Genomic DNA, 21,356 nt, shown 5'->3' with positions numbered 1-21,356 from the left:
AATCCAAAACTTGAATTTATCAAATTTTGGATTTTTTATGTATAATTTATGAGAATCAGGCATTCTCTGAATGCGCCTGGATATCAGTAAAAATCTAAAACGTAGTTGCTCGGACGGATACTCAAAAACAAAAAAAACAATAAATAATATCCTACCGAAATTAATCGCTTATACCTCAACCTGAATTATTTATATTAGACACTAAAATAATTTTGATACAAATGGAATCCCTGGAACTGTAATTTGTGCCGGTGTAGCTCCAGTAATCTGAAATACACCTAAATAAGTGTTATTTGATGTTAAAATCTCTAACCAACCTGTAGCCGTGTATTCGAAAAGTCTATTGATATCAGTATCATAAACCATATTCCCTTCAGTAATTCCTGTAATGGCTAATCTTTCGGCTGTGGTAGCCATTGGTATTCCCATAAGTGAATTAGCATCTATTTGAGCTACCATTTCATGTAAAGAAAGTATAACTATTGAAAAGTGTAATAATATTTTAACCACTTAATATTTTTTGTATAATTCTCATATACAATATATTAAAAAATACCAATAAGGTGAAATTAAAACACTATTTTAAAATGTTCTTTTAATTGGTCCCGTTAAATCATCAATGTCTTTTTGTACATCTTTAACTGTTTCGGTTATATCCTTTGTAATAGGATTATTTTGAAGGTCAATATCTTGAGCACTATCGGTAATTTCACGTTTGATTTCGTTAGTCGCATCTTTTATCTGACGCATCCCTTTTCCTAAGCCTCGAGCTATTTCAGGAATTTTATCCGCACCAAAAACCATTACTAATATAAATACAATAAAAGCAATTTCGGCTCCACTAATAAATAAAGGAATATGCATCATACTGCAAATATACTATAGAGTTTTAAAAAACTTGCAATATAAAAGAGAATGTTCATCACAAATTATGGCGACTTTTTTGAATAACTCAAAAAAATCGCCAATAGGAAATACCTTCTAAAATTTATACGCTGTACCTTTAAAATAAAAAACTATTGCTTCTTTTTGAACTGGTCAAAAACACTAGTCGTTTCTTGCTTAGGCCAAGTATTATTCGAAGTATCAATATCAGCCGTTTCTGCTTTAGGATCCACTTCGATTTTAACTATTTTTTTAACAGCAGGAATAATTTTACTTATTTCATTATCATTTTTACGCCAAACCTGTGCTGGATAAGTTATAGTTTCACTTGTACCATCATCATAGGTATATTTTACAATTAAAGGCATTACTAAACCTCCCGGCTTATTGAAAATAACCTGATAAAAGAAATTAGGATTTTTCATCGCTTTTCTTTCTTCTGCAGTAAAATTATCAAATAAGAAATCTGATAATTTTTGAGAATTTTCAATTATAGATTTATTTGTGTCTACGTTTTTAAAATCCTCACTATCTTCTGCAACAGCGTATACCAAAGGAACTAAATCTTTTTCTTGCATATTCCTTTCCTTTAATATATCTCTCATTTTTTTGTTTGGCTTATTAGATATATAATATTTTTTTACTTCTTTGATTCCAATATCTGTAACATCTGTAGTGTAAAACCAACCTCGCCAAAACCAATCTAAGTCCATTGCAGAAGCCTCCTCCATAGTTCTGAAAAAGTCCTCGGGTGTTGGATGCTTAAACATCCAACGGTTTGCATATACTTTAAATGCATGATCAAACATTTCACGCCCCATAACTGTTTCTCGTAATATATTTAATGCCGTAGCTGGTTTACCGTAGGCATTATTTCCTAATTGAATTACATTATCTGCCTGAGTCATAATTGGTGATATTTCACTTTGATCACCGCTCATATAGGGTATAATATTTGTTACTGGCCCTCTCCTACTTGGATAGCCTTCTTCAAAATCTTGCTCAGTAATGTACTGTAAAAAAGTATTCAAACCTTCGTCCATCCAACCCCATTGACGCTCATCACTATTTACTATCATAGGAAAATAATTATGTCCCACCTCATGGATAATAACACTGATCATTCCATTACGAGTACGCTGACTATAGGTCCCATCTGGCTTTGGTCTTCCATAATTCCAGCAAATCATAGGATATTCCATTCCTTGGTTTTTTGAATGTACCGAAATAGCTTTATGGTAAGGATATTTAAATGTCATTCGACTGTAGGTCTGTAATGCTGCTTTAACTGATTTTGTACTGTATTCTTCCCACAAAGGATTCCCTTCTTTAGGATACATTGATACGGCCATTACCTTTTTTCCTTGAACATCAACAGCCATCATTTCGTAAATAAATTTACGTGAGGATGCAAAAGCAAAATCACGCACATTTTCTGCTTTAAATTTCCATGTTTTTGTCGCTGTCTCTTTTGTTTTTTCTGCTAGCTCTGCCTCTTCTTGACTAACTATTATTACTGGCTTCACATAATTCTCCAAAGCTTCATTATACCTCGTAAGCATTTTTTTAGTAAATACCTCTTTTCTGTTTTGAAGTACCCCTGTGGCATCTAATATATGATCCTTCGGCACGGTAATCTCTACTTCATAATCCCCAAAATTCAATGCAAACTCACCATCTCCCCAAAATTGTTCATTTTGCCAACCTTCTTTATCATTATACACACACATACGTGGATAAAACTGTGCTATTACATACAAACGATTATCATCTTCTTTAAAATACTCATAACCAGAACGCCCTCGCTTAGCGACATGATCATTAATTGTATACCACCAATTAATTTTAAAGCTTATTTTTTTACCCGAAGCTAAAGGCTTTGGTAAATCAATACGCATCATGGTTTGATTTATCGTGTATTTTAATGCTTTACCTTCGGCACTTTGTACAGATGTTATGTTAAATCCTCCGTCAAACGGCTCTGTTAAGTAAGTAGCTGCAAACCTTGCTGGTGGTAAATAAGGTTTCATTTTATCACCATCTCTTAAAAGTGTTTTGGAATCTTTGCTACGTTTATTTTGGTCTAACTGTACCCACAAAAAATCCAATTGATCTGGCGAATTGTTGGTATAGGTAATGGTCTCTTCACCTGTTAACTTTGTTTTTTCATCATCTAATACTACTTGTATTTTATAATCTGCTTGTTGTTGGTAATATTCATGACCTGGAGCACCTGAAGCATTTCTGTATACATTAGGTGTAGCAAATTCATCATACAATTGCCTAAATTTATTTTGATTGGTGTGTCCTTTGTGTGAATTAGAATCCTGTTGTGCTACACTACTAAATGTGATTAGTAAAATGCATAAATAACTTAATTGCTTCATATATAAGTTCTGTTAATAATAAACTGTCCCCGAAGGGTTTTCTGCATGTAAATGCATACTTTTTTTTCTGTTATTGTTGGTTATATCTATCGTATTCTGTTGTTCTGAAAATAAATCTTGTAACATCCTATTTTCAACATCAAATCGTTTTACTTTTTCCTTGATACTAGCTTCTACAAATAGATACAATAGTTCATTTTTTGCTTCACATCCTAAAAATCGAAGCTCCAATGGCTGCCGATTTACTTTCAGTTGGATTTTTTTTGTGACGTAATCTTTAATAAACTCCTCTTCTATTTTATTCAAGTTTTCAAAGTCAATACTACTTAATTGGTAGCGCGCTTCCAATACATCTTCAAAATCATCCACAAAAACTTGCGTATATACTTTTATCAATTGCTCCTGTTGACTAATTTCAATTTTTGTGATGCTCGCATAATATTTATGCGCCGAAAACGATAGAAATACTGTTAATCCTATTAAAAAAGTAATAGTAAAAAAACGTCCTGTAAAATTGCCTATTTTTAACATAAATTATGATTTCTATCCTATGAACCAAAAACTGCTTTACATTCTATTAACGAGTATTTGCTTAGGATGTGTCTCTAAAAAAAAATTAGAAAAAAATAAAAATACAATTTATACTAAGGTTACACCAAAAAATGTAAAAATATACGCACAGACTAATAAAAAATCTTTAGGACCATGCGAACCTAGTATTTGTATTGACCCTACAAACCCTAATAATATTGTTGCAGCAAGTGTATTGGATTATATACATACATCAAAGGATGGCGGACTTACTTGGACTACTAAAAAACAAAGTTCGTCACATGGCATCTGGGGAGATCCTGCAATTGTTGCTGATACAAAAGGTGATTTTTATTATTTCCACTTAAGTGATCCTGAAGGTACTAATTGGAAAAGTAAAAAAATATTAGATCGTATTGTGATACAAAAAAGCAATGATAAGGGAATTACCTGGACCTCTGGAAAAGGAATAGGATTAAACCCTCCCAAACAACAAGACAAACAATGGGCATGTGTTAATCCAAAGAACAATCATTTGTATACTACCTGGACTGAATTTGACAACTACAATAGTAAAGATCCTAATGACAAATCCCGTATCCTTTTTTCCAAATCAAATGATTATGGAAACACTTGGAGTTATCCAAAAAACATAAGTATACATGAAGGTGATTGTATGGATGATGATTATACTACCGAAGGAGCTGTCCCATCCACCGATGGTGAAAATATTTATATTGCTTGGGCTTTTGATCACCATATATGGTTTACTAAAAGCAGTGATGGTGGGAATACTTGGTTAACTAAACCTACAAAAATTGCTCCTCAAAAGTCGGGTTGGCGTTTTACTATTCCGGGAGTTAAAAGGAGTAATGGTTTCCCCGTTACAGGTGTTGATACTTCAAATTCCCAACACAAAGGAACTATTTATATAAATTGGTCCGACCAAACTGCCCCCAATAATACAGATATTGTTATAAGTAAATCCGAGGATCAAGGTAAAACTTGGAGCGCTCCACAAATAATACACAAAAACAACAACCCAAAACACCATTTTTTTAATTGGATGTCTATCGATCCTTCAACTGGATTTATTTATATTGTTTATTATGAAGAAGATGCTGTAAACAAAAGCCTAGTTAGTGTTCAGCTTGCGGTATCAAAAAATGGTGCAAAAAGCTTTAAAAATTATACCATTTCCGAACAATCATTTGACCCAAAAGGAGCAAACTTTTTTGGCGATTATAATAATATTGATGCCTTAAACGGTATGATTAGGCCGATTTGGACACAAGTTGAAAATGGTTTAGTAAGTGTTTGGACTGCTTTGGTTAAAGATAACGAGTTAAAATAAGATGGGCTCAGATTTTAATACTTTAATTCAAAATGTTAAAAAAACTAAACAACCTATAGCTTTTTAAGATATAAACAACTTAAACAAAATATAAATCATAAATTTAAAGTTATACTATAATAAAACTTTAATTAACAATTTTAAAACTGTAATTTCGCAATTCTCTATGAGAGGTACACCAATACTTTTTCGATGAAAAAAATATTTCTTGAAACTCACAATATCAACAATTTAAAGTCTGGATTTGGCCAATTTAATTTAAATTTAGTCAAAGCTTTAGCTGAAGAAACTGACTTCCTGAAAGATCATAAAATCATTTGTAATTACAATAAAAATAAAGTAAAAAAAGAACTTGGCGACTCTATTTTTTATAAAAAATATAGGCAGATTACTCGCTATCCTCTTTTTAGGGTGAAAACAAAATTTGATTTATGGCATTCTGTAAATCAAAACACTAAAATTGAACCTTTTTTAAAATCAACTCCATACCTACTGACAATACATGATGTTAATTTTATGGAAGAAGATTCGGGTGAACGATTAGATTTTAGAATAAAACAATTCAAAGGTAAAATTGCAAGAAGCAATGCTATTGTGTATATATCCGAATTTGCAAAAAGAAGTACACACCAACACTTTAAAATACCAAATATACCTGAATATGTGATATACAACGGTAATACTTTCAACAATGTTAATAATTCAAATAAAGATTTAAAAACATCGCCTTTTAGTCCTCCATCCAATAAACCTTTTATTTTTTCTATAGGACAAATGGTCGAAAAAAAGAACTTTCACACACTTATAGAAATGGTCAAATTTTTACCTGACCTTAATTTAATACTTGCTGGTGATATTAGAACAGAATATACCGAAAGACTAAAAAAAATAATCATTGATGAAAAATTAAGTAATAGAGTTCACATTGTGGGGCGTATTAATGATGACGAAAAAATTTATTACTACAAAAACTGCTTAGCTTTTACTTTCCCTTCCTTAAGAGAAGGTTTTGGATTACCTGTCTTAGAAGCTATGACTTTTGGGAAACCTGTTTTTTTAGCTAATAAATCATCGCTGCCTGAAATTGGAGGAAAACACTCCTTTTACTGGGATCATTTTGATCCAGAATATATGGCTGATATATTCACAAAAGGAATGCATGATTTTAACACAAATGAAAACTTCTATATAAATGAATACATTAAACATTCTAAAAAATTTACATGGGAAAATGCAGCTAAACAATATATTGAAGTTTACAAAAGTATTTTAGAAAATGCCTAAAAACCTTTAAATTATCATTCTAAAATTCAATTAATATAAAGACACCTTCAAAAAAAGATTAAAACTTTAAAAAATCTATTCCATATCCAAATCTCTGAAAAATCAAAACACTTCGCTGCGTTTTTTGTTCTAACCCTAAAGGACTATGTTGAAATCTAAAAAATACTTTACTTTATGGAGCTTTCAATACTCATAACGATCTGATAATGTGGAACACAGGTTTAAATCGTATAATTATATTATTTCATTTAAACCATAAATTTTATCGAAATAACAAATAAACTACAAAATAAAACTAGTTTCTGTATCATATAATGCTTTAATTGAATAATTCGGCAAATATAATTTTAACTCACTTACATGCACTACTTTTCTAATAATAAAAACACTTATTACTTATAAATATTCAAAATAGTACCATCTGTTTTAAATAGAATGTATTTTTGAGCAATTTATATGTTTATTTGAATGTCAAACTTTATCATTATTGCTATTTCAATACTTTCGGGTGTATTGTTGAATAGGTTCAAAGCACTTCCTAAGGATAGTTATAAAATAATAAATCTTTGGATTATATATGTAGCGCTTCCTGCAATTGCTTTGCGCTATATTCCAAAAATGAAATGGGATTCCGATCTATTGCTACCTATTTTAGTGCCCTTAGTCGTTTTTTTGGCTTCCTTTTTATTTATAGAAATCTTAGGAAAGTTTAGCCCTTTAAATAAAGAAACTAGAGGAGCGCTTGTACTTACAGTAGGATTTTCTAATTTATCATTTTTAGGTTTCCCTTTAACCGAGGCTTATTATGGTACAAAAGGCTTGCAATTAGCTATTTTATGTGACCAAGTCGGGTTTATTACTTTATCCAGTCTAGGACTTATTACCGCAACTTATGCTTCTACTGGAAATACTGCTAACTTTAGTTTTTCTTTACTTATAAAAAAGCTTTTAAGTTTTCCGCCAACATTAGCATTTATAGCTGCCTTTATACTTCCTAAATTTATAAACTTTAATCACATTGATGTCATTTTAGAAAACCTGGGAGCTACCATGGTACCCATGGCTTTATTTTCGGTTGGACTCCAACTACAATTTAAACATTGGAAAGCAGACAAGTTTTTACTCACTTCAGCTTTATGCTATAAACTCTTACTCGCTCCTTTATTGGTTTTAATAATTAGCTGGCTTTTTACTATTGATAAATTAGTAGCTCAAGTTAGTGTGTTAGAAGCTGCTATGGCGCCAATGGTTACTGGAGTAATTATTGCTACTGAGTTTGGCTTAAGACCCAAATTATGTAATATGATTCTTAGTTTTGGTATTCCGATTTCATTCTTCACTACCTACATATGGTATTATTTTTTATAATATTATGATTATCTCTTCTTTTTTATTTACTCATTATTTTTTTTAATAAAATCTGTAACCATCTATATTTTTATTGATGCACATATCATAGATATAACACTTTTTTATGCCCCCATTATTTCCAAATTGTTAATGTCGCTACAAAATCATTTTTTTAATTAACTAAATGATTTCTAATTTAATTTCCATTTTACGTTTTCATTTTTCAAAAAAATAAATAGAAATCAAACAAATTGACTCTTTTGGTCTTTACTACAGTGAATTTTGAACAACTTAAGCTTTAAAATCATTAAAATTAACAGTACTTTAACGACTTTTTTAAATCTGTTATCTATTTCTTTAAAATTATTCTTTTTTTTTAATACCTAATTTTAAGCGCAATACTTAAACAACAAATTATTACACTTAACATATCAATAGTAAATACAATAATGTTTTACCTTATGGTTTTTTTAAAATATTTTTAAAAAAACAAATCACTCAAAACCAATATATTAAATACAAAAAATCAAAGTATTAGTATACATTTTAAAAAAAAGAATACATAAATCATATTCAATATAATTCTTACAATAATCCTTATTACCTCCTACAAAACATCATTTTTCACTCTTTATTTTGTAGGAAAAAACCTTCATTTTAAATATCTAGATTGTGTAAAACATCATTTGTGTATACATTTGAATTTCGTATTTGTTCCTGTTTTGGTTTAATGAATCTTATTTCTAAGATCATTGCAAATAGAAATAATTAACGGTTACACAACATAAAATAAGGGGCTTACTTATAATAGTTGAATATCAAAAGTAACTAAGTATGAAGAAGTTTTTTTTTATATATCTTCAGTTCCAGTCCATTTTATTATTTTCAAATAATTTAATAACAAATAACTTTTGTTTTCAAGCTCCAAGAGATGCTGTTGAGGATACTGATAAAGTGTGTTTTGACAGTAAAAACAATGTTATTGAAATCCTTAGTAACGATGAATTTGGACCTGCTGGTCCAAATTTAATGAATCACATACAAATAACAGGAAGTACCAATCAAGGAGGAATAATTCAAATTTCGGACAATGGAACTCCTAGTAATCTGTTAGATGATGTTCTTTTATATGACACGCCTACAGGTTTTTCAGGTATTGATAACTTTTCATATACTATTATTGATGGTGATGGTAATACTGACACAGCAACAGTTGAAATAGAAGTTATTAATACTCCAGGCTGTACCACCATTAAAGCAAATAATGACGAACTTACCATAGATGAGGACTCCAATAACAGAACGATTATTGTGTTAAACAATGATACTTTTGGCGTACGTGGTCCTAGTGAGAGTCCTATAACCATTACTGCTCCTCCAACCAATGGAACCGCTTCTGTTAATGATAACGGAACACCCAATGATCCAACTGATGACACCCTAATATACAAACCTAACGCAGATTACTTTGGCTCAGATGAAATTACTTATCAAATTTGTGATTCAAAAAATAACTGTGACACAGCCATAGTAGAAATTGAGGTAACAAATCTCAATGACACTCCTAATGCTTTATTTGACACCTACGACACCATTAAAAAAAATGCAAATGAAGCTCCATTAAGCGTATTAACAAATGATACTTTTGGAGGTGATGGCCCCAGTAATTCGCCAATTACTATAAAAAACGCTCCTACCAATGGAATAGCAACTGTAAATGTAAACGGCACACCTAGTGACCCCACTGATGATCAAATTTTATATACTCCAAATATTGATTATGTTGGAAATGATACATTTACTTATGAAATTTGTGATGTAGACGGCGATTGCCGTAGTGCCAACGTGCTAATTATAATATCTAATAGTTTACCTAAAGCTTTTGACGATACCTTTACTGTTAATGAAGATGATATTGATATCAACTTCGATGTATTAATGCTTGGAGCTACTACTAATCCAGATACTTTTGGAGGAGATGGACCAGGCACTACACCTATTGCAATTACTATTGCTCCAACTAATGGAACAGCTAGTGTTGATGATAATGGCACTCCTAATGATCCTACAGATGATCAAATTGTATATACGCCAAACCCTGATTTCTTTGGGAATGATACCTTGACCTATCAAATTTGTGATCTTAATAATGACTGTACTACTGCTGAAGTTACTATTACCGTAAATAGTGATACTAGTGACACACCGACAGCAATTAATGACCCCGCTAGTGTTAATGAAGATTCTACTGATAACCCAATTGATGTATTAGACAATGATACTTTTGGGGGAGATGGACCAGGCACTACCGCAATTGCAATTACTATTGCTCCAACTAATGGAACAGCAAATGTTGACACTAATGGCACTCCTAATGATCCTACAGATGATCAAATTGTATATACACCAAATCCTGATTTCTTTGGGAATGATACCTTGACCTATCAAATTTGTGATCTTAATAATGACTGTACTACTGCTGAAGTTACTATTACCGTAAATAGTGATACTAGTGACACACCGACAGCAATTAATGACCCAGCTAATATTAATGAAGATTCTACTGATAACCCAATTGATGTATTAAACAATGATACTTTTGGGGGAGATGGACCAGGCACTACCGCCATTGCAATTACTATTGCTCCAACTAATGGAACAGCTAGTGTTGATGATAATGGCACTCCTAATGACCCTACCGATGATCAAATTGTATATACACCAAACCCTGATTTCTTTGGGAATGATACCTTGACCTATCAAATTTGTGATTTAAATGGGGATTGTGACACCGCTATAATCAATATTACTATTGACAACGACACATTTGACACTCCTGTAGCTGTTGATGACACAGCAACTTTTGACGAAGATACTTCTGACAATATCATTGATGTATTAGACAATGATACTTTTGGGGGAGATGGACCAAGCACAACCGCTATTGCAATTACTATTGCTCCAACTAACGGAACAGCAAATGTTGACACTAACGGTACTCCCAATGATCCTACCGATGATCAAATTGTATATACACCAAATCCTAATTTCTTTGGGAATGATATCTTGACGTATCAAATTTGTGATTTAAATGGAGATTGTGACACCGCAGTTGTTACTATTTCTGTTGCTAATAACACCTTCGACACTCCTGTAGCTGTTGACGACACAGCAACTTTTGACGAAGATACTTCTGACAACATCATTGATGTATTAGACAATGATACTTTTGGGGGAGACGGACCAAGTACAACCGTTATTGCAATTACTATTGCTCCAACTAACGGAACAGCAAATGTTGATACTAATGCTACTCCCAATGATCCTACAGATGATCAAATTGTATATACACCAAACCCTGATTTCTTTGGGAATGATACCTTGACGTATCAAATTTGTGATTTAAATGGAGATTGTGACACCGCTATTGTTACTATTTCTGTTGCTAATAACACCTTCGACACTCCTGCAGCTGTTGATGACACAGCAACTTTTGATGAAGATACTTCTAACAACATCATTGATGTATTAGACAATGATACTTTTGGGGGAGACGGACCAAGCACAACCGCTATCGCAATTACTATAGCTCCAACTAATGGAATAGCAAATGTTGATACTAATGCTACTCCCAATGATCCTACAGATGATCAAATTGTATATACACCAAACCCTGATTTCTTTGGGAATGATACCTTGACCTATCAAATTTGTGATTTAAATGGGGATTGTGATACCGCTGTAGTTTCAATTACTATTAATAACACAACCGATAGTACACCTAAAATAAGCTTATTAAAAACAGGTATTTACGTAGATGCCAATAATGATTCCTTTATGAATGCTGGTGATATTATAGAATACACTTTTAGCATTCGCAATGCAGGAAACGAAACCTTAACTGATATTACTGTTACCGATTTATTAGCTGGTGTTAATTTAACAGGAACTACTTTCTCATTAGCTCCTGGTGAAGAAAATGACACTAATTTTTCCGCTACCTATACAATAACAGCTACTGATATTTCTAATGGCCAGGTAACTAATCAGGCTATAGTTATTGCAACTACACCTACTGGTAATTCGATTTCTGATGATTCTGATGACCCTAACAATCCAAACGATATTGATCTAAATAATGATGGCGATCCCGATGACCCAACTATTATTGAATTAGAAGGTCAATCGGAAGCCGATATTATAGTTTATGAGACGTTTACTCCTAATGGAGATTCAGTTAACGATGAATTTGTTATAAAAAATATAGAAAATTACCCTATAAATACATTGAAAATTTTTAACAGGTGGGGATTGAAAGTTTTTGAAAAAAATGGATATGGCCAGCCTAATTCTCCTGGGTTTTCTGGACATAGTCAAGGTAGAGCTACTATTAAAAATAGTGATCAATTGCCTGCTGGAACTTATTTCTATACGCTAAACTATCAAAATTCAAACGGAGATCCTAAAACTAAAGCTGGTTCATTTTACTTAGTTAACTAAATTATAAATATATTATTTCTTAAAAGAAATTAATTGATAGGAAAAGGAATATGAAGCAACTTACAACTACAATAGTAACTTTAGTTATACTAACATTTTTTTCGGTTACTGCTCAACAAGATGCTCAGTATACTCAATACATGTATAACACAGCGGTTATAAACCCCGCTTACACCGGCAGTAGAGATAAAACAAGTGTTTCTGGTTTAACCCGAAAGCAATGGGTCGGCTTTGAAGGAAGTCCTGCTACTCATACCATAGCCTTTGAAACACCTTTTGATCGTTTTAGTAATTTTTCATACGGTTTTTCGGTTTTTAGTGATATCATTAGACCTACTACGGAGACTAATTTTAATATTGACTTTGCCTATAGAATACGAGTTAACAATAAAAACACCGCATTCTTACGTTTAGGATCAAAAATTGGAGGAAATTTATTAAACGTTAATTTGACACGTCTTTCCAGAGAAGAAGCGATGGACAATGCACTATTAAGTGATATAAATAATAAGTTTAGTCCTAATTTTGGATTAGGTGCCTATTACCATAACGAAAAGTTTTATGCAGGTTTAAGTATCCCTAACTTACTGCAAACAAGTTTTTTTGACGAACAAAGTGCTTTTTCTAGTTCGGGAACCACATCGCTTTTAGCAAAACAGAAAATTAACTATTATTTTATTACTGGCCATACTTTTGACCTAAGTTATAACGTTAAGTTTAAACCAGCATTACTTACTAAAATGGTTATTGGAGCTCCGTTACAGGTCGATATTTCTGCTAATTTTTTAATTTTTCAAAAAATTACACTAGGAACTGCATACCGTTGGAGTGCAGCTGTAAGTGGTCTATTTGGGTATCAATTATCAAAATCACTAATGCTTGGGCTATCATATGATGTTGAAACTACAGAATTAACTAGTACAGACACCAATTATGGTAGTTTTGAATTTGTTTTGAGATATGATTTAAAAAATAAATTAAACCTGACTTCGAAAAGAATGTTAACCCCCCGTTTTTTCTAGCTTATGAAAAAAATATACATTTTTACGTTACTAATTAGTCTTAGCTTTTGCTCACTAATTATTGCTCAAAATAGTAATGATTTAATTACTAATGCTAATTCTGAGTTTGATCGTTTTGCATATATTGATGCTCGAGAAATTTATATTCAAGTAGCAAACAAAGGCTATAAATCAGCCGATTTATATCAAAAAATTGCCGATTCTTATTATTTTAATGCCGAATTTAGAGAAGCGCATACATGGTACGATAAACTTGTAAAACAATTTTCTGCATCCATTAGTCCCGAATACTTATACCGTTATGCCCAATGCTTAAAAAGTGTTCAAAAATTTAAAAAAGCAGATAAAGTAATGGAAAGGTTTGCTTCAATTACTAAGGAATATGACTCCCGTGCTTTTAATTTCAAAACAAATCGCTACTATTTAGATTTAATAGAAAAAAGGTCTGGAAAATTTCAATTTAATCCTTTTGATTTCAATAGTGAATTTTCGGATCATTCCCCTAGTTTTTCTACCAATGGAGATTTAATTTTTGCTTCATCTAGAGGTGGTGGTGAAATTTCTGTTTGGGATAAAATGCCTTTTCTTGATTTATACAATATAAACTTAGAACAAGGCACACTTAACAACGATATTCATATAAAACCATTAAAAGGAGATATAAATACTCCTGTACATGAATCATCTGCTGCCATTACCAAAGATGGTAAAACAATGTATTTCACCCGAAATAATTATTTAAAAAAACAACTTAATTCCAGTGGCTCTGGAACCGTAATGCTAAAACTTTATCAAGCAGAGTTAGTTAATAAAAAATGGACCAATATAAAAGAACTCCCTTTTAACAGTGATGATTATTCTACAGCCCATCCTGCACTAAGTCCCAATGAAGACAAATTATATTTTGCCAGTGATATGCCTGGCTCATATGGTAATTCGGATTTATATGTAGTCACAATTAATGAAGACAAAAGTTTTGGAAAACCTAAAAATTTAGGATACAATATTAATACCGAAGGACGAGAAACCTTTCCTTTTGTTAGTAACGATGGAAATTTATATTTTTCTAGTGATGGACATTTAGGCTTAGGTGGCTTAGATGTATTTATTTCAAAAGTAGCCCGAAACACTTATGCCAATCCATACAATATTGGAAAACCAATAAATGGACCTTCCGATGATTTTTCATTTATTATTGACAAAAAAACCGATATTGGTTTTTTTGCCAGTAATCGAGTTGATGGACAAGGTAGCGATGATATTTATAGTTTTAAACAGATGGCGCCTTTGGATATCAATTGTCAGTTATTTATTGAAGGAATTGTAACTAATCAAAAAACAAATGAAGTGATTCCAGATGCCTTGGTTAAATTATATGATAAAGACATGAATTTGACAAATCAAGTCACTACTGATAAAAATGGGTATTATACCTTTGCGGCCGACTGTAATTCTTCATTTAACCTAAACGTTTATAAAGTTGGTTATCGTTCGCAACGTACCCCCTTAAAAACATCTAAATATAAAGGAGATGTAGTAAAACAAAATTTTGACTTATCAAACGATAGCTTTAAATCTAGAATAGCTAGAATTGGTGATGATTTAGCTAAAATACTACAATTAAACACGATCTACTTTAATTACAATGACTATGAAATTAGAAAGGATGCCGAATTAGAGTTACAAAAAATCATTGCAGTATTACAAAGTAATGACCATATAAAAATTGAAATTAGATCGCATACAGACAGTAGAGCTAATGATGAATACAATTATGATTTAAGTAAATTAAGAGCCAAAGCAACTAAGGAATACTTAGTGAATAGTGGTGATATTAATCGAAATAGAATTTTTTATAAAGGCTACGGCGAAACCCAGTTAGTAAACAATTGTGCTAATGATGTTGATTGTAGCGATTTTGAGCACGCAAAAAATAGACGTTCCGAATTTATTATTTTGAATTCTGGAATTATTAACACCGCAGCTTCCGATAACTAAAAACCCAATAAATCAGTACTTAATTATAATATGCATTATCTAATTTAGATTACTATAATTAAGTACTGATTAAATAATTCTTTTAAAGCAAACTGTATTGACTAGTTATTTTATTAAAAATAGATAGCAAACTACTACTTATCGAAATCATTTTTTGTACCGGCATTTTATTATCTGTAAAATTTTTCTTGTTTGTTTCAATACTTTCAATAGCACTCATAGCTAAAGCTATATTTTGATCAATTTCCGAAGTATTTAATTCACTTACTAACAAATCATTTATCGCTGTATTAATTTGATTATATACAGCAACATAACGGTTACAAGCTATTTTTGATTTTTCTCCTTTTTTAAAAAATTTACAAGCCGCATAGTATAAACACATTTTTTGCGAAAGCATACGTTGTTTCCCTGCTTTGTTAATAGTTTCAATTTTTAATTGCTCACCATTACTTTCAAAATTTAACTGCTTGTTAAATTTTGAATCTTCTTCAATAGCCAATACCAATGAATGACACTTACTCAACAAAGCCTCGGATTTACTAAGTAATTTTTCTACGTCTATCTGTGACTTACTAACTAAATCTTTGTATTGCACCCAATCCGCATTTTGTTGTCTAATTAAAGCCTTTACCTTTGAACTTTGTTCTCTTGAATTACTTTCTAATATTTTTAAATTTCGTTCAAAAAGTTTCATACTAGCCACAAATTCATTCGAAAGCTCATTTGTTGCTTCTCCAATAGACTTTAGCATTCTTACTTTAGCTATTTTTTGTGAAAGCATTCGTTGTTTTCCCGAAAGGTTAATCGCTTTCTCATAACTTATAGTTCCATAAGTCGTATTTTGTCCATTTGAAAAATAAAAGGCTAAATAAAAAAATAACCCCATAACAATTTTTATGCACTTCATATCCTCTATTTTTATTGTTGTTTTTTCTTACTTTTAAAAGTAAGAAATTAAAATTACAATCACTGCAAAAACAAATACAAACACTTAATAATTAGTGTTTTATAATAAATCAACCCCTATTTTTATCAATTTAGAATCCCATTAAAAATAACATAAAGTGACAAAATAAAATGACAAAATAAAAAAAGCCTCGATATTCGATAATTAATAACGAGACTTTTAAAATTGGGGACAAAAAAGTATATATAAAAAGTACTAAATCAAACGTAGGTATTGAGATTATTTTTACAGCAAACTATAATGTTCTGTAACTTCACTTAGTAAAGACTCTAAATTTTCTGTTGTTGAAATTACTTTTTCTAAAGGCACTTTGGCACCAATAAAGTTTTTTCTTTTCTTATATAAATTATCTATCGACTGTTTAATATCTGCCAAGGTATTGTATACTTCCGATGTGTTTAATTCACTTCCTTCTAAACCAGATGTGGCTCCTATTAACTCGTCATATAATTCCAAGTAAGTTTTTGAAATTATACCATCTTCATCCTTTTTTCCAACCACTTTGCTTGCTGCATAATACAAACACATTTGTTGTAATCTCATTTTTTGATTTTCAATAAAACTATTTGCTTTTGCTTTCACTTTATCCTTCTTTCTAAAATAAGTCAACTGCTTTTTTCTTTCTGCATCATTTTTTATCACAACCAATACCTTTTCACTTATTTCTAATAAAGACTTAGATTTTTTTAGGAGCAGGTTAGCATCCATTTTTGGTTGGCTCAATAATTTTTTATAACGAAACCAAGATAAACTTTGTTCTCCCAAAGCAGTTTTAACATTTAAACTTAGTTCTTTAGAATTGAATTGTAATTTCCTGAAATTTTTATCAAATAGTTTTATTGTATTTTCAAGCTCTTTTTTATAAACCGCTTCAGGCATTTCTGCAATTTGTAACATCCTCGCCTTAGCAATTTGCTGTGTAAGCACCATCTGTTTTTCAGAAAGTGCAATAGCTTCCTTATAACTCATATTCCCAAAGTCTGCGTTTTGAGAAAATGTGTTCATACTAAATAAGAGACTAACTAACAGTACATTTAAAATAGTTTTCATTTTAGTTTAGATTTGGGTCATTTAAATTAGATAATTCAAAAGTAAGAAAACAAATAGGTTAAAACCAAATAAAAACGCATATAGTCCTAATTTTCTTGCATTTAATCGATTAAATGTCAGTTTTTTAACTTATTTTTTAGATTACAACACTAAAAACCCACATTAAAATCTTAATTCAAAAATACAAAGCATCTGATTAACAATACTTTAAGTTAGTAAAAAACTATAAAAATAATGTCACTAACCTTTTAAATGCATAAAAATTCGTTTAAAAGACATTAAAATGATTTATATGTATGATTTTGTTTAACGATAAGAATAATATTATACACAACGAATAAATTCAATTAACGAAATTAAGTGCCTTTAATCGTTTAACAATGTTTAATTCTTACAAATAACACACAAAACCTACATTACTTACATAAAAACAATAAATAGCGATTTCCCCCATTTATTTTTACTTCCAAAATACTTAAGTAGAATACTACGATTTACAAATCGTACAACTTTTTACAAAAAAAGGCTACCCTATGAGGTAACCTTTATATACTTACTTTCAAATAAAAAAAACATTAACTAAGCAATTCAAAAGCTTGTTTTGCTATTTCGGCTTCTTCATTTGTTGGTATAACTAATATTTTAACTCTTGAATCTGCCGCTTGTATTTCTCTAATTTCATCGGAACGAATCGCGTTTTTTGTTTCGTCTAATTTGATCCCAAAAAAGTCCATGGATTCACAAGCGGTACTTCTGGTTTCCGAAGAGTTCTCCCCAATTCCAGCAGTAAAAATTATAGCATCTACTCCATTTAAAGCACTTACATAGGCTCCAATAAACTTTTTAATACGATAGGCATTCATCAACAAAGCTTCCTGACTTGATTTATCACCACTGTTTGCCGCTGCTTGAATATCTCTATTGTCACTATAGCCTGTTAAACCATACATTCCACTCTTTTTATTTAACAAATCATTAGCCTCTTCTAAGGAATACCCTAAACTCTTTATTAAATAAAAAACCACCGATGGATCAATATCCCCACAGCGGGTTCCCATAATTAACCCGTTCATAGGTGCAAAACCTAACGAATGATCAATACTCTTACCTTCTTTTACAGCTGTCATACTACATCCATTCCCTAAATGGATACTTATGATCCTTTTTGAATTTTCTGCTCCTAAATAAGCACGAGCTTGCTCAGTTACATACTTATGACTTGTTCCGTGAAAACCATACAAACGAATTTTATGATCTTTTAAAAACTCATTAGGAATTGCATATTTATAAGCCTCAACAGGTATGGTTTGATGAAAAGCGGTATCAAAAACGGCTACTTGTTTTGCCGTTTTAAAAATTTCTTCAGCGACAAGTATCCCCTCCAAATTTGCTGGATTATGCAAGGGAGCCAAATCAAATAATTCTTTAATTTCCTGCTTTACTTGATCATTCACCTCTACGGTTTTCGAAAACTTACTCCCTCCATGAACTACCCTATGTCCAACTGCTTTTATATCACTAGTACTTGAAATTACTCCAATTTCTGAATCTAATAAGTAATTTGCAATTAACTCTAAACCAACTTTATGATTTGGTATTCCAGTTGTTTTTTCATGTTTTTTTTCAGCTACTTTATAAACTATTCTAGCATTATCTAACCCAATTCGTTCAACCAAACCAGAACAAACTACATTACTCGATGGCATTTGAATTACTTGAAATTTTATCGACGAACTCCCAGAATTAATAACCAGTACTTGCATATTATTTTTAACTTTTAAAATGGATGATTTTGTTGAAGTTTATTTTTTCTATTTTTTACCTAAGTCTACCTTTATAACTGAACTTAAAAATCTTGAGCTTGTATCGCTGTGATAATTACCGTATTGTAAATATCAGCAACCGTGCAGCCTCTACTCAAATCATTAACAGGTTTATTTAAACCTTGAAGCATTGGGCCTATTGCCAAAGCTCCTGTTTCTCTCTGTACCGCTTTATAAGTATTATTCCCTGTATTTAAATCTGGAAAAATTAATACACTTGCCTGCCCCGCTACCTCAGAGTTCGGCAATTTACTTTTTCCTACTGCATAATCAACTGCAGCATCATACTGTATCGGTCCTTCGATTTTTAAATCGGTACGTTTTTCTTTGACAATTTTTGTGGCTTCACGTACTTTATCCACATCCACTCCTTTACCAGAATCCCCCGATGAATAAGACAACATAGCTATCTTAGCTTCAATACCAAAATTGACTGCCGTATCGGCAGAGGCTATAGCAATTTCTGCTAATTGAGCTGCATTTGGATTTGGGTTAATGGCACAGTCACCAAAAATGGATACCCTACCTTCTAAACACATAAAAAACACCGAAGATACCACAGATGCTGTAGGTTTAGTTTTTATAAATTGTAAGGCCGGTCTAATGGTATGCTGCGTGGTGTTTACTGCCCCTGAAACCATTCCATCTGCATGACCTTTATAAATCATCATAGTTCCAAAATAAGATACATCCGCCATTAAATCACGGGCCATATCCATATTCACATTTTTGTGCTTACGCAACTCATACAACGTTTGTACATAATCATCAAAATGAGGGGAATTCACAGGATCAATAATAGTCATTCTTTTTAAATCAAAAGGAACTCCTAATTTTACTGCTTTATTTTTAATTTTTACTTCATTCCCTAATAGAATCACATCCACAACTCCCGAAGCCAAAAGCCTTGAAGTGGCTCTAATAATCCTTTCATCATACCCCTCTGGTAATACGATTCGCTTTCTTTGCGTTTGCGCACGCTTCAATAAATTGTATTGAAACATTCGAGGAGTAACTACGGTACTTTCAAAAGTAATTAGCTTATCGGCTAAGCTATCTATATTTACAAATTTTTCAAAAGTAGCTATTGATGTTATAATTTTTTGAGTATTATCGGCATAAATACCCGATTTAATATTACCAACTTTATTGGTTACTTCAAAAGTACCTTCTTTAACAGAAATAATAGGTAAAGAAAGTTTTAAACCTTCAATGAGTTTTAAAATACTTTCTTCTGGTATAATTCCTCCTGTTAAAATAATTCCAGATATTTTTGGATAATTACTCGAAACACTAGCTTGTAATGCTCCTAAAATAATATCGGCGCGATCCCCCGGAGTAATTACTAAACTGTTCTCTTTAAAATGGGTTAAGTAATTATGTAGTTGCATAGCTCCCACTCCAAAACTACCTGCTTGGTTATTTAAAAATTCTTCACCAAATAAGACTTTACCTTTTAAATGATCAACTACTTCTTTTATGGTAGGATCAACTAATGATTTGATGACTGGGATAACAATTTGATCAATTTCAGGCGACATCCGTTGATTTAATTTATCAGTAATATCCTGTATTAAATCTTCGGGAACTTTATTCGCTATTACGCCTAGTACCTTTACATTTTTTACTTTAAAAGTATCACAAGCTAGTTTTAAATTCCCAACGGTTTCAGACACTTTTTTATGTGCTCCACTAGCTACTATTATTGCAGGAATGCCTAAATTTTTACAAATAAGAACATTAATATCAAACTCAATAATACTTCCAGTATCCGAAAAATCTGTTCCTTCTACAATAACTACATCATAATGATCTTGTAACTTTCGGTATTTTTCAATAATCAGATCAAATACCTCTCCTTCTTTCCCTTCATTATATTTTTCTAATACTTCGGAACGTTTATAAGCATAAGTATCTTCAATAGCGATATCTAAATCAAAATGAGATACTACAGTTTGGATGTGATTATCAACATGATTTTCAACACTATCATCAATTATAGGTCTAAAATAACCCACTCTTGGAGTTCTTCCTAAAAAGGTTCTCATTAACCCCAAGGTTACTATTGATTTTCCACTATGTCGCTCACTTGTAGCAATGTAAAGTCCTTTCCCCATTTTTTTAAAATTATGCTCAAAGATACATATTATGCTTTCAGAGGTTTAAAAACCTCCATAAAAAATATGCTAATTTTTAAACCCA

General features: G+C 31.5%; 14 protein-coding genes. 6 read left to right on the top strand and 8 right to left on the bottom strand.

The genetic code is table 11. The annotated features are described in order from the left end of the window. Window positions 1-201 precede the first annotated feature (201 nt). The 4 genes from KQA_RS0211670 to KQA_RS0211655 form a co-directional block, all read right to left on the bottom strand. Window positions 202-510: a hypothetical protein gene (locus KQA_RS0211670; RefSeq protein WP_010181336.1), complete on the bottom strand. Its 309-nt coding sequence runs from the start codon at window positions 508-510 to the stop codon at window positions 202-204. A gap of 72 nt (window positions 511-582) precedes the next feature. After that, the gene (locus tag KQA_RS0211665; protein ID WP_010181334.1) at window positions 583-867 is read right to left on the bottom strand and encodes a Sec-independent protein translocase subunit TatA/TatB; all 285 of its coding nucleotides are present in this window, start codon (window positions 865-867) and stop codon (window positions 583-585) included. 149 nt (window positions 868-1,016) lie between these two features. Then, window positions 1,017-3,272, bottom strand: coding sequence for a M1 family metallopeptidase (locus KQA_RS0211660; protein ID WP_010181332.1), 2,256 nt, complete (start codon window positions 3,270-3,272; stop codon window positions 1,017-1,019). Between the two features lie 12 nt (window positions 3,273-3,284). Then, window positions 3,285-3,803: a DUF6702 family protein gene (locus KQA_RS0211655; protein WP_010181330.1), complete on the bottom strand. Its 519-nt coding sequence runs from the start codon at window positions 3,801-3,803 to the stop codon at window positions 3,285-3,287. A gap of 19 nt (window positions 3,804-3,822) precedes the next feature. Here KQA_RS0211655 and KQA_RS0211650 point away from each other — a divergent pair, with 19 nt between their 5' ends. The 6 genes from KQA_RS0211650 (at window position 3,823) to KQA_RS0211625 (ending at window position 15,311) form a co-directional block, all read left to right on the top strand. Continuing rightward, window positions 3,823-5,157, top strand: a complete 1,335-nt coding sequence (locus KQA_RS0211650; RefSeq protein ID WP_010181329.1) for a sialidase family protein — start codon at window positions 3,823-3,825, stop codon at window positions 5,155-5,157. A 192-nt stretch (window positions 5,158-5,349) separates the two neighbouring features. Beyond that, window positions 5,350-6,441, top strand: coding sequence for a glycosyltransferase family 4 protein (locus KQA_RS0211645; protein ID WP_010181328.1), 1,092 nt, complete (start codon window positions 5,350-5,352; stop codon window positions 6,439-6,441). A 468-nt stretch (window positions 6,442-6,909) separates the two neighbouring features. Next, complete coding sequence (locus KQA_RS0211640) at window positions 6,910-7,809, top strand: AEC family transporter (RefSeq protein WP_010181327.1); 900 nt, start codon at window positions 6,910-6,912, stop codon at window positions 7,807-7,809. A gap of 816 nt (window positions 7,810-8,625) precedes the next feature. Continuing rightward, a complete protein-coding gene (locus KQA_RS0211635; protein WP_010181321.1) occupies window positions 8,626-12,291 on the top strand; it encodes a T9SS C-terminal target domain-containing protein in 3,666 nt (1,221 codons plus the stop codon). A 50-nt stretch (window positions 12,292-12,341) separates the two neighbouring features. After that, window positions 12,342-13,313, top strand: coding sequence for a PorP/SprF family type IX secretion system membrane protein (locus KQA_RS0211630; protein WP_010181320.1), 972 nt, complete (start codon window positions 12,342-12,344; stop codon window positions 13,311-13,313). Window positions 13,314-13,316: 3 nt separating this feature from the next. Then, window positions 13,317-15,311 (top strand): OmpA family protein, encoded by a 1,995-nt coding sequence (locus tag KQA_RS0211625; protein WP_010181318.1) that lies wholly within the window; start codon window positions 13,317-13,319, stop codon window positions 15,309-15,311. 82 nt (window positions 15,312-15,393) lie between these two features. Here KQA_RS0211625 and KQA_RS0211620 read toward each other — a convergent pair whose 3' ends face one another. The 4 genes from KQA_RS0211620 to pta all read right to left on the bottom strand — a co-directional run bounded on the left by KQA_RS0211620 (window position 15,394) and on the right by pta (window position 21,271). After that, the gene (locus KQA_RS0211620) at window positions 15,394-16,221 is read right to left on the bottom strand and encodes a type IV pili methyl-accepting chemotaxis transducer N-terminal domain-containing protein (protein ID WP_157366670.1); all 828 of its coding nucleotides are present in this window, start codon (window positions 16,219-16,221) and stop codon (window positions 15,394-15,396) included. 285 nt (window positions 16,222-16,506) lie between these two features. After that, window positions 16,507-17,331, bottom strand: a complete 825-nt coding sequence (locus KQA_RS0211615; protein WP_010181314.1) for a hypothetical protein — start codon at window positions 17,329-17,331, stop codon at window positions 16,507-16,509. Window positions 17,332-17,906: 575 nt separating this feature from the next. Then, on the bottom strand, window positions 17,907-19,094 hold the full coding sequence (locus KQA_RS0211610) for an acetate/propionate family kinase (RefSeq protein WP_010181311.1): 1,188 nt from the start codon (window positions 19,092-19,094) through the stop codon (window positions 17,907-17,909). Window positions 19,095-19,177: 83 nt separating this feature from the next. After that, window positions 19,178-21,271, bottom strand: a complete 2,094-nt coding sequence (pta, locus tag KQA_RS0211605; protein ID WP_010181310.1) for a phosphate acetyltransferase — start codon at window positions 21,269-21,271, stop codon at window positions 19,178-19,180. Window positions 21,272-21,356 lie beyond the last annotated feature (85 nt).

The organism is Aquimarina agarilytica ZC1 (assembly GCF_000255455.1).
GTDB classification, from domain to species: domain Bacteria; phylum Bacteroidota; class Bacteroidia; order Flavobacteriales; family Flavobacteriaceae; genus Aquimarina; species Aquimarina agarilytica.
Note: the sequence above shows the minus strand (reverse complement) of the source record. Positions and strands in the feature narration are given on the sequence as shown.

What these genes read in the sequence shown, in the direction of transcription:
- KQA_RS0211630 (WP_010181320.1), top strand. Translation starts at nt 12,342, where the DNA reads ATGAAGCAACTTACAACTACAATAGTAACTTTAGTTATACTAACATTT.
- KQA_RS0211625 (WP_010181318.1), top strand. Translation starts at nt 13,317, where the DNA reads ATGAAAAAAATATACATTTTTACGTTACTAATTAGTCTTAGCTTTTGC.
- KQA_RS0211650 (WP_010181329.1), top strand. Translation starts at nt 3,823, where the DNA reads ATGAACCAAAAACTGCTTTACATTCTATTAACGAGTATTTGCTTAGGA.
- KQA_RS0211610 (WP_010181311.1), bottom strand. Translation starts at nt 19,094, where the DNA reads ATGCAAGTACTGGTTATTAATTCTGGGAGTTCGTCGATAAAATTTCAA.
- KQA_RS0211645 (WP_010181328.1), top strand. Translation starts at nt 5,350, where the DNA reads ATGAAAAAAATATTTCTTGAAACTCACAATATCAACAATTTAAAGTCT.
- KQA_RS0211665 (WP_010181334.1), bottom strand. Translation starts at nt 867, where the DNA reads ATGATGCATATTCCTTTATTTATTAGTGGAGCCGAAATTGCTTTTATT.
- KQA_RS0211640 (WP_010181327.1), top strand. Translation starts at nt 6,910, where the DNA reads ATGTCAAACTTTATCATTATTGCTATTTCAATACTTTCGGGTGTATTG.
- KQA_RS0211635 (WP_010181321.1), top strand. Translation starts at nt 8,626, where the DNA reads ATGAAGAAGTTTTTTTTTATATATCTTCAGTTCCAGTCCATTTTATTA.
- KQA_RS0211655 (WP_010181330.1), bottom strand. Translation starts at nt 3,803, where the DNA reads ATGTTAAAAATAGGCAATTTTACAGGACGTTTTTTTACTATTACTTTT.
- KQA_RS0211660 (WP_010181332.1), bottom strand. Translation starts at nt 3,272, where the DNA reads ATGAAGCAATTAAGTTATTTATGCATTTTACTAATCACATTTAGTAGT.
- KQA_RS0211615 (WP_010181314.1), bottom strand. Translation starts at nt 17,331, where the DNA reads ATGAAAACTATTTTAAATGTACTGTTAGTTAGTCTCTTATTTAGTATG.
- KQA_RS0211620 (WP_157366670.1), bottom strand. Translation starts at nt 16,221, where the DNA reads ATGAAGTGCATAAAAATTGTTATGGGGTTATTTTTTTATTTAGCCTTT.
- pta (WP_010181310.1), bottom strand. Translation starts at nt 21,271, where the DNA reads ATGGGGAAAGGACTTTACATTGCTACAAGTGAGCGACATAGTGGAAAA.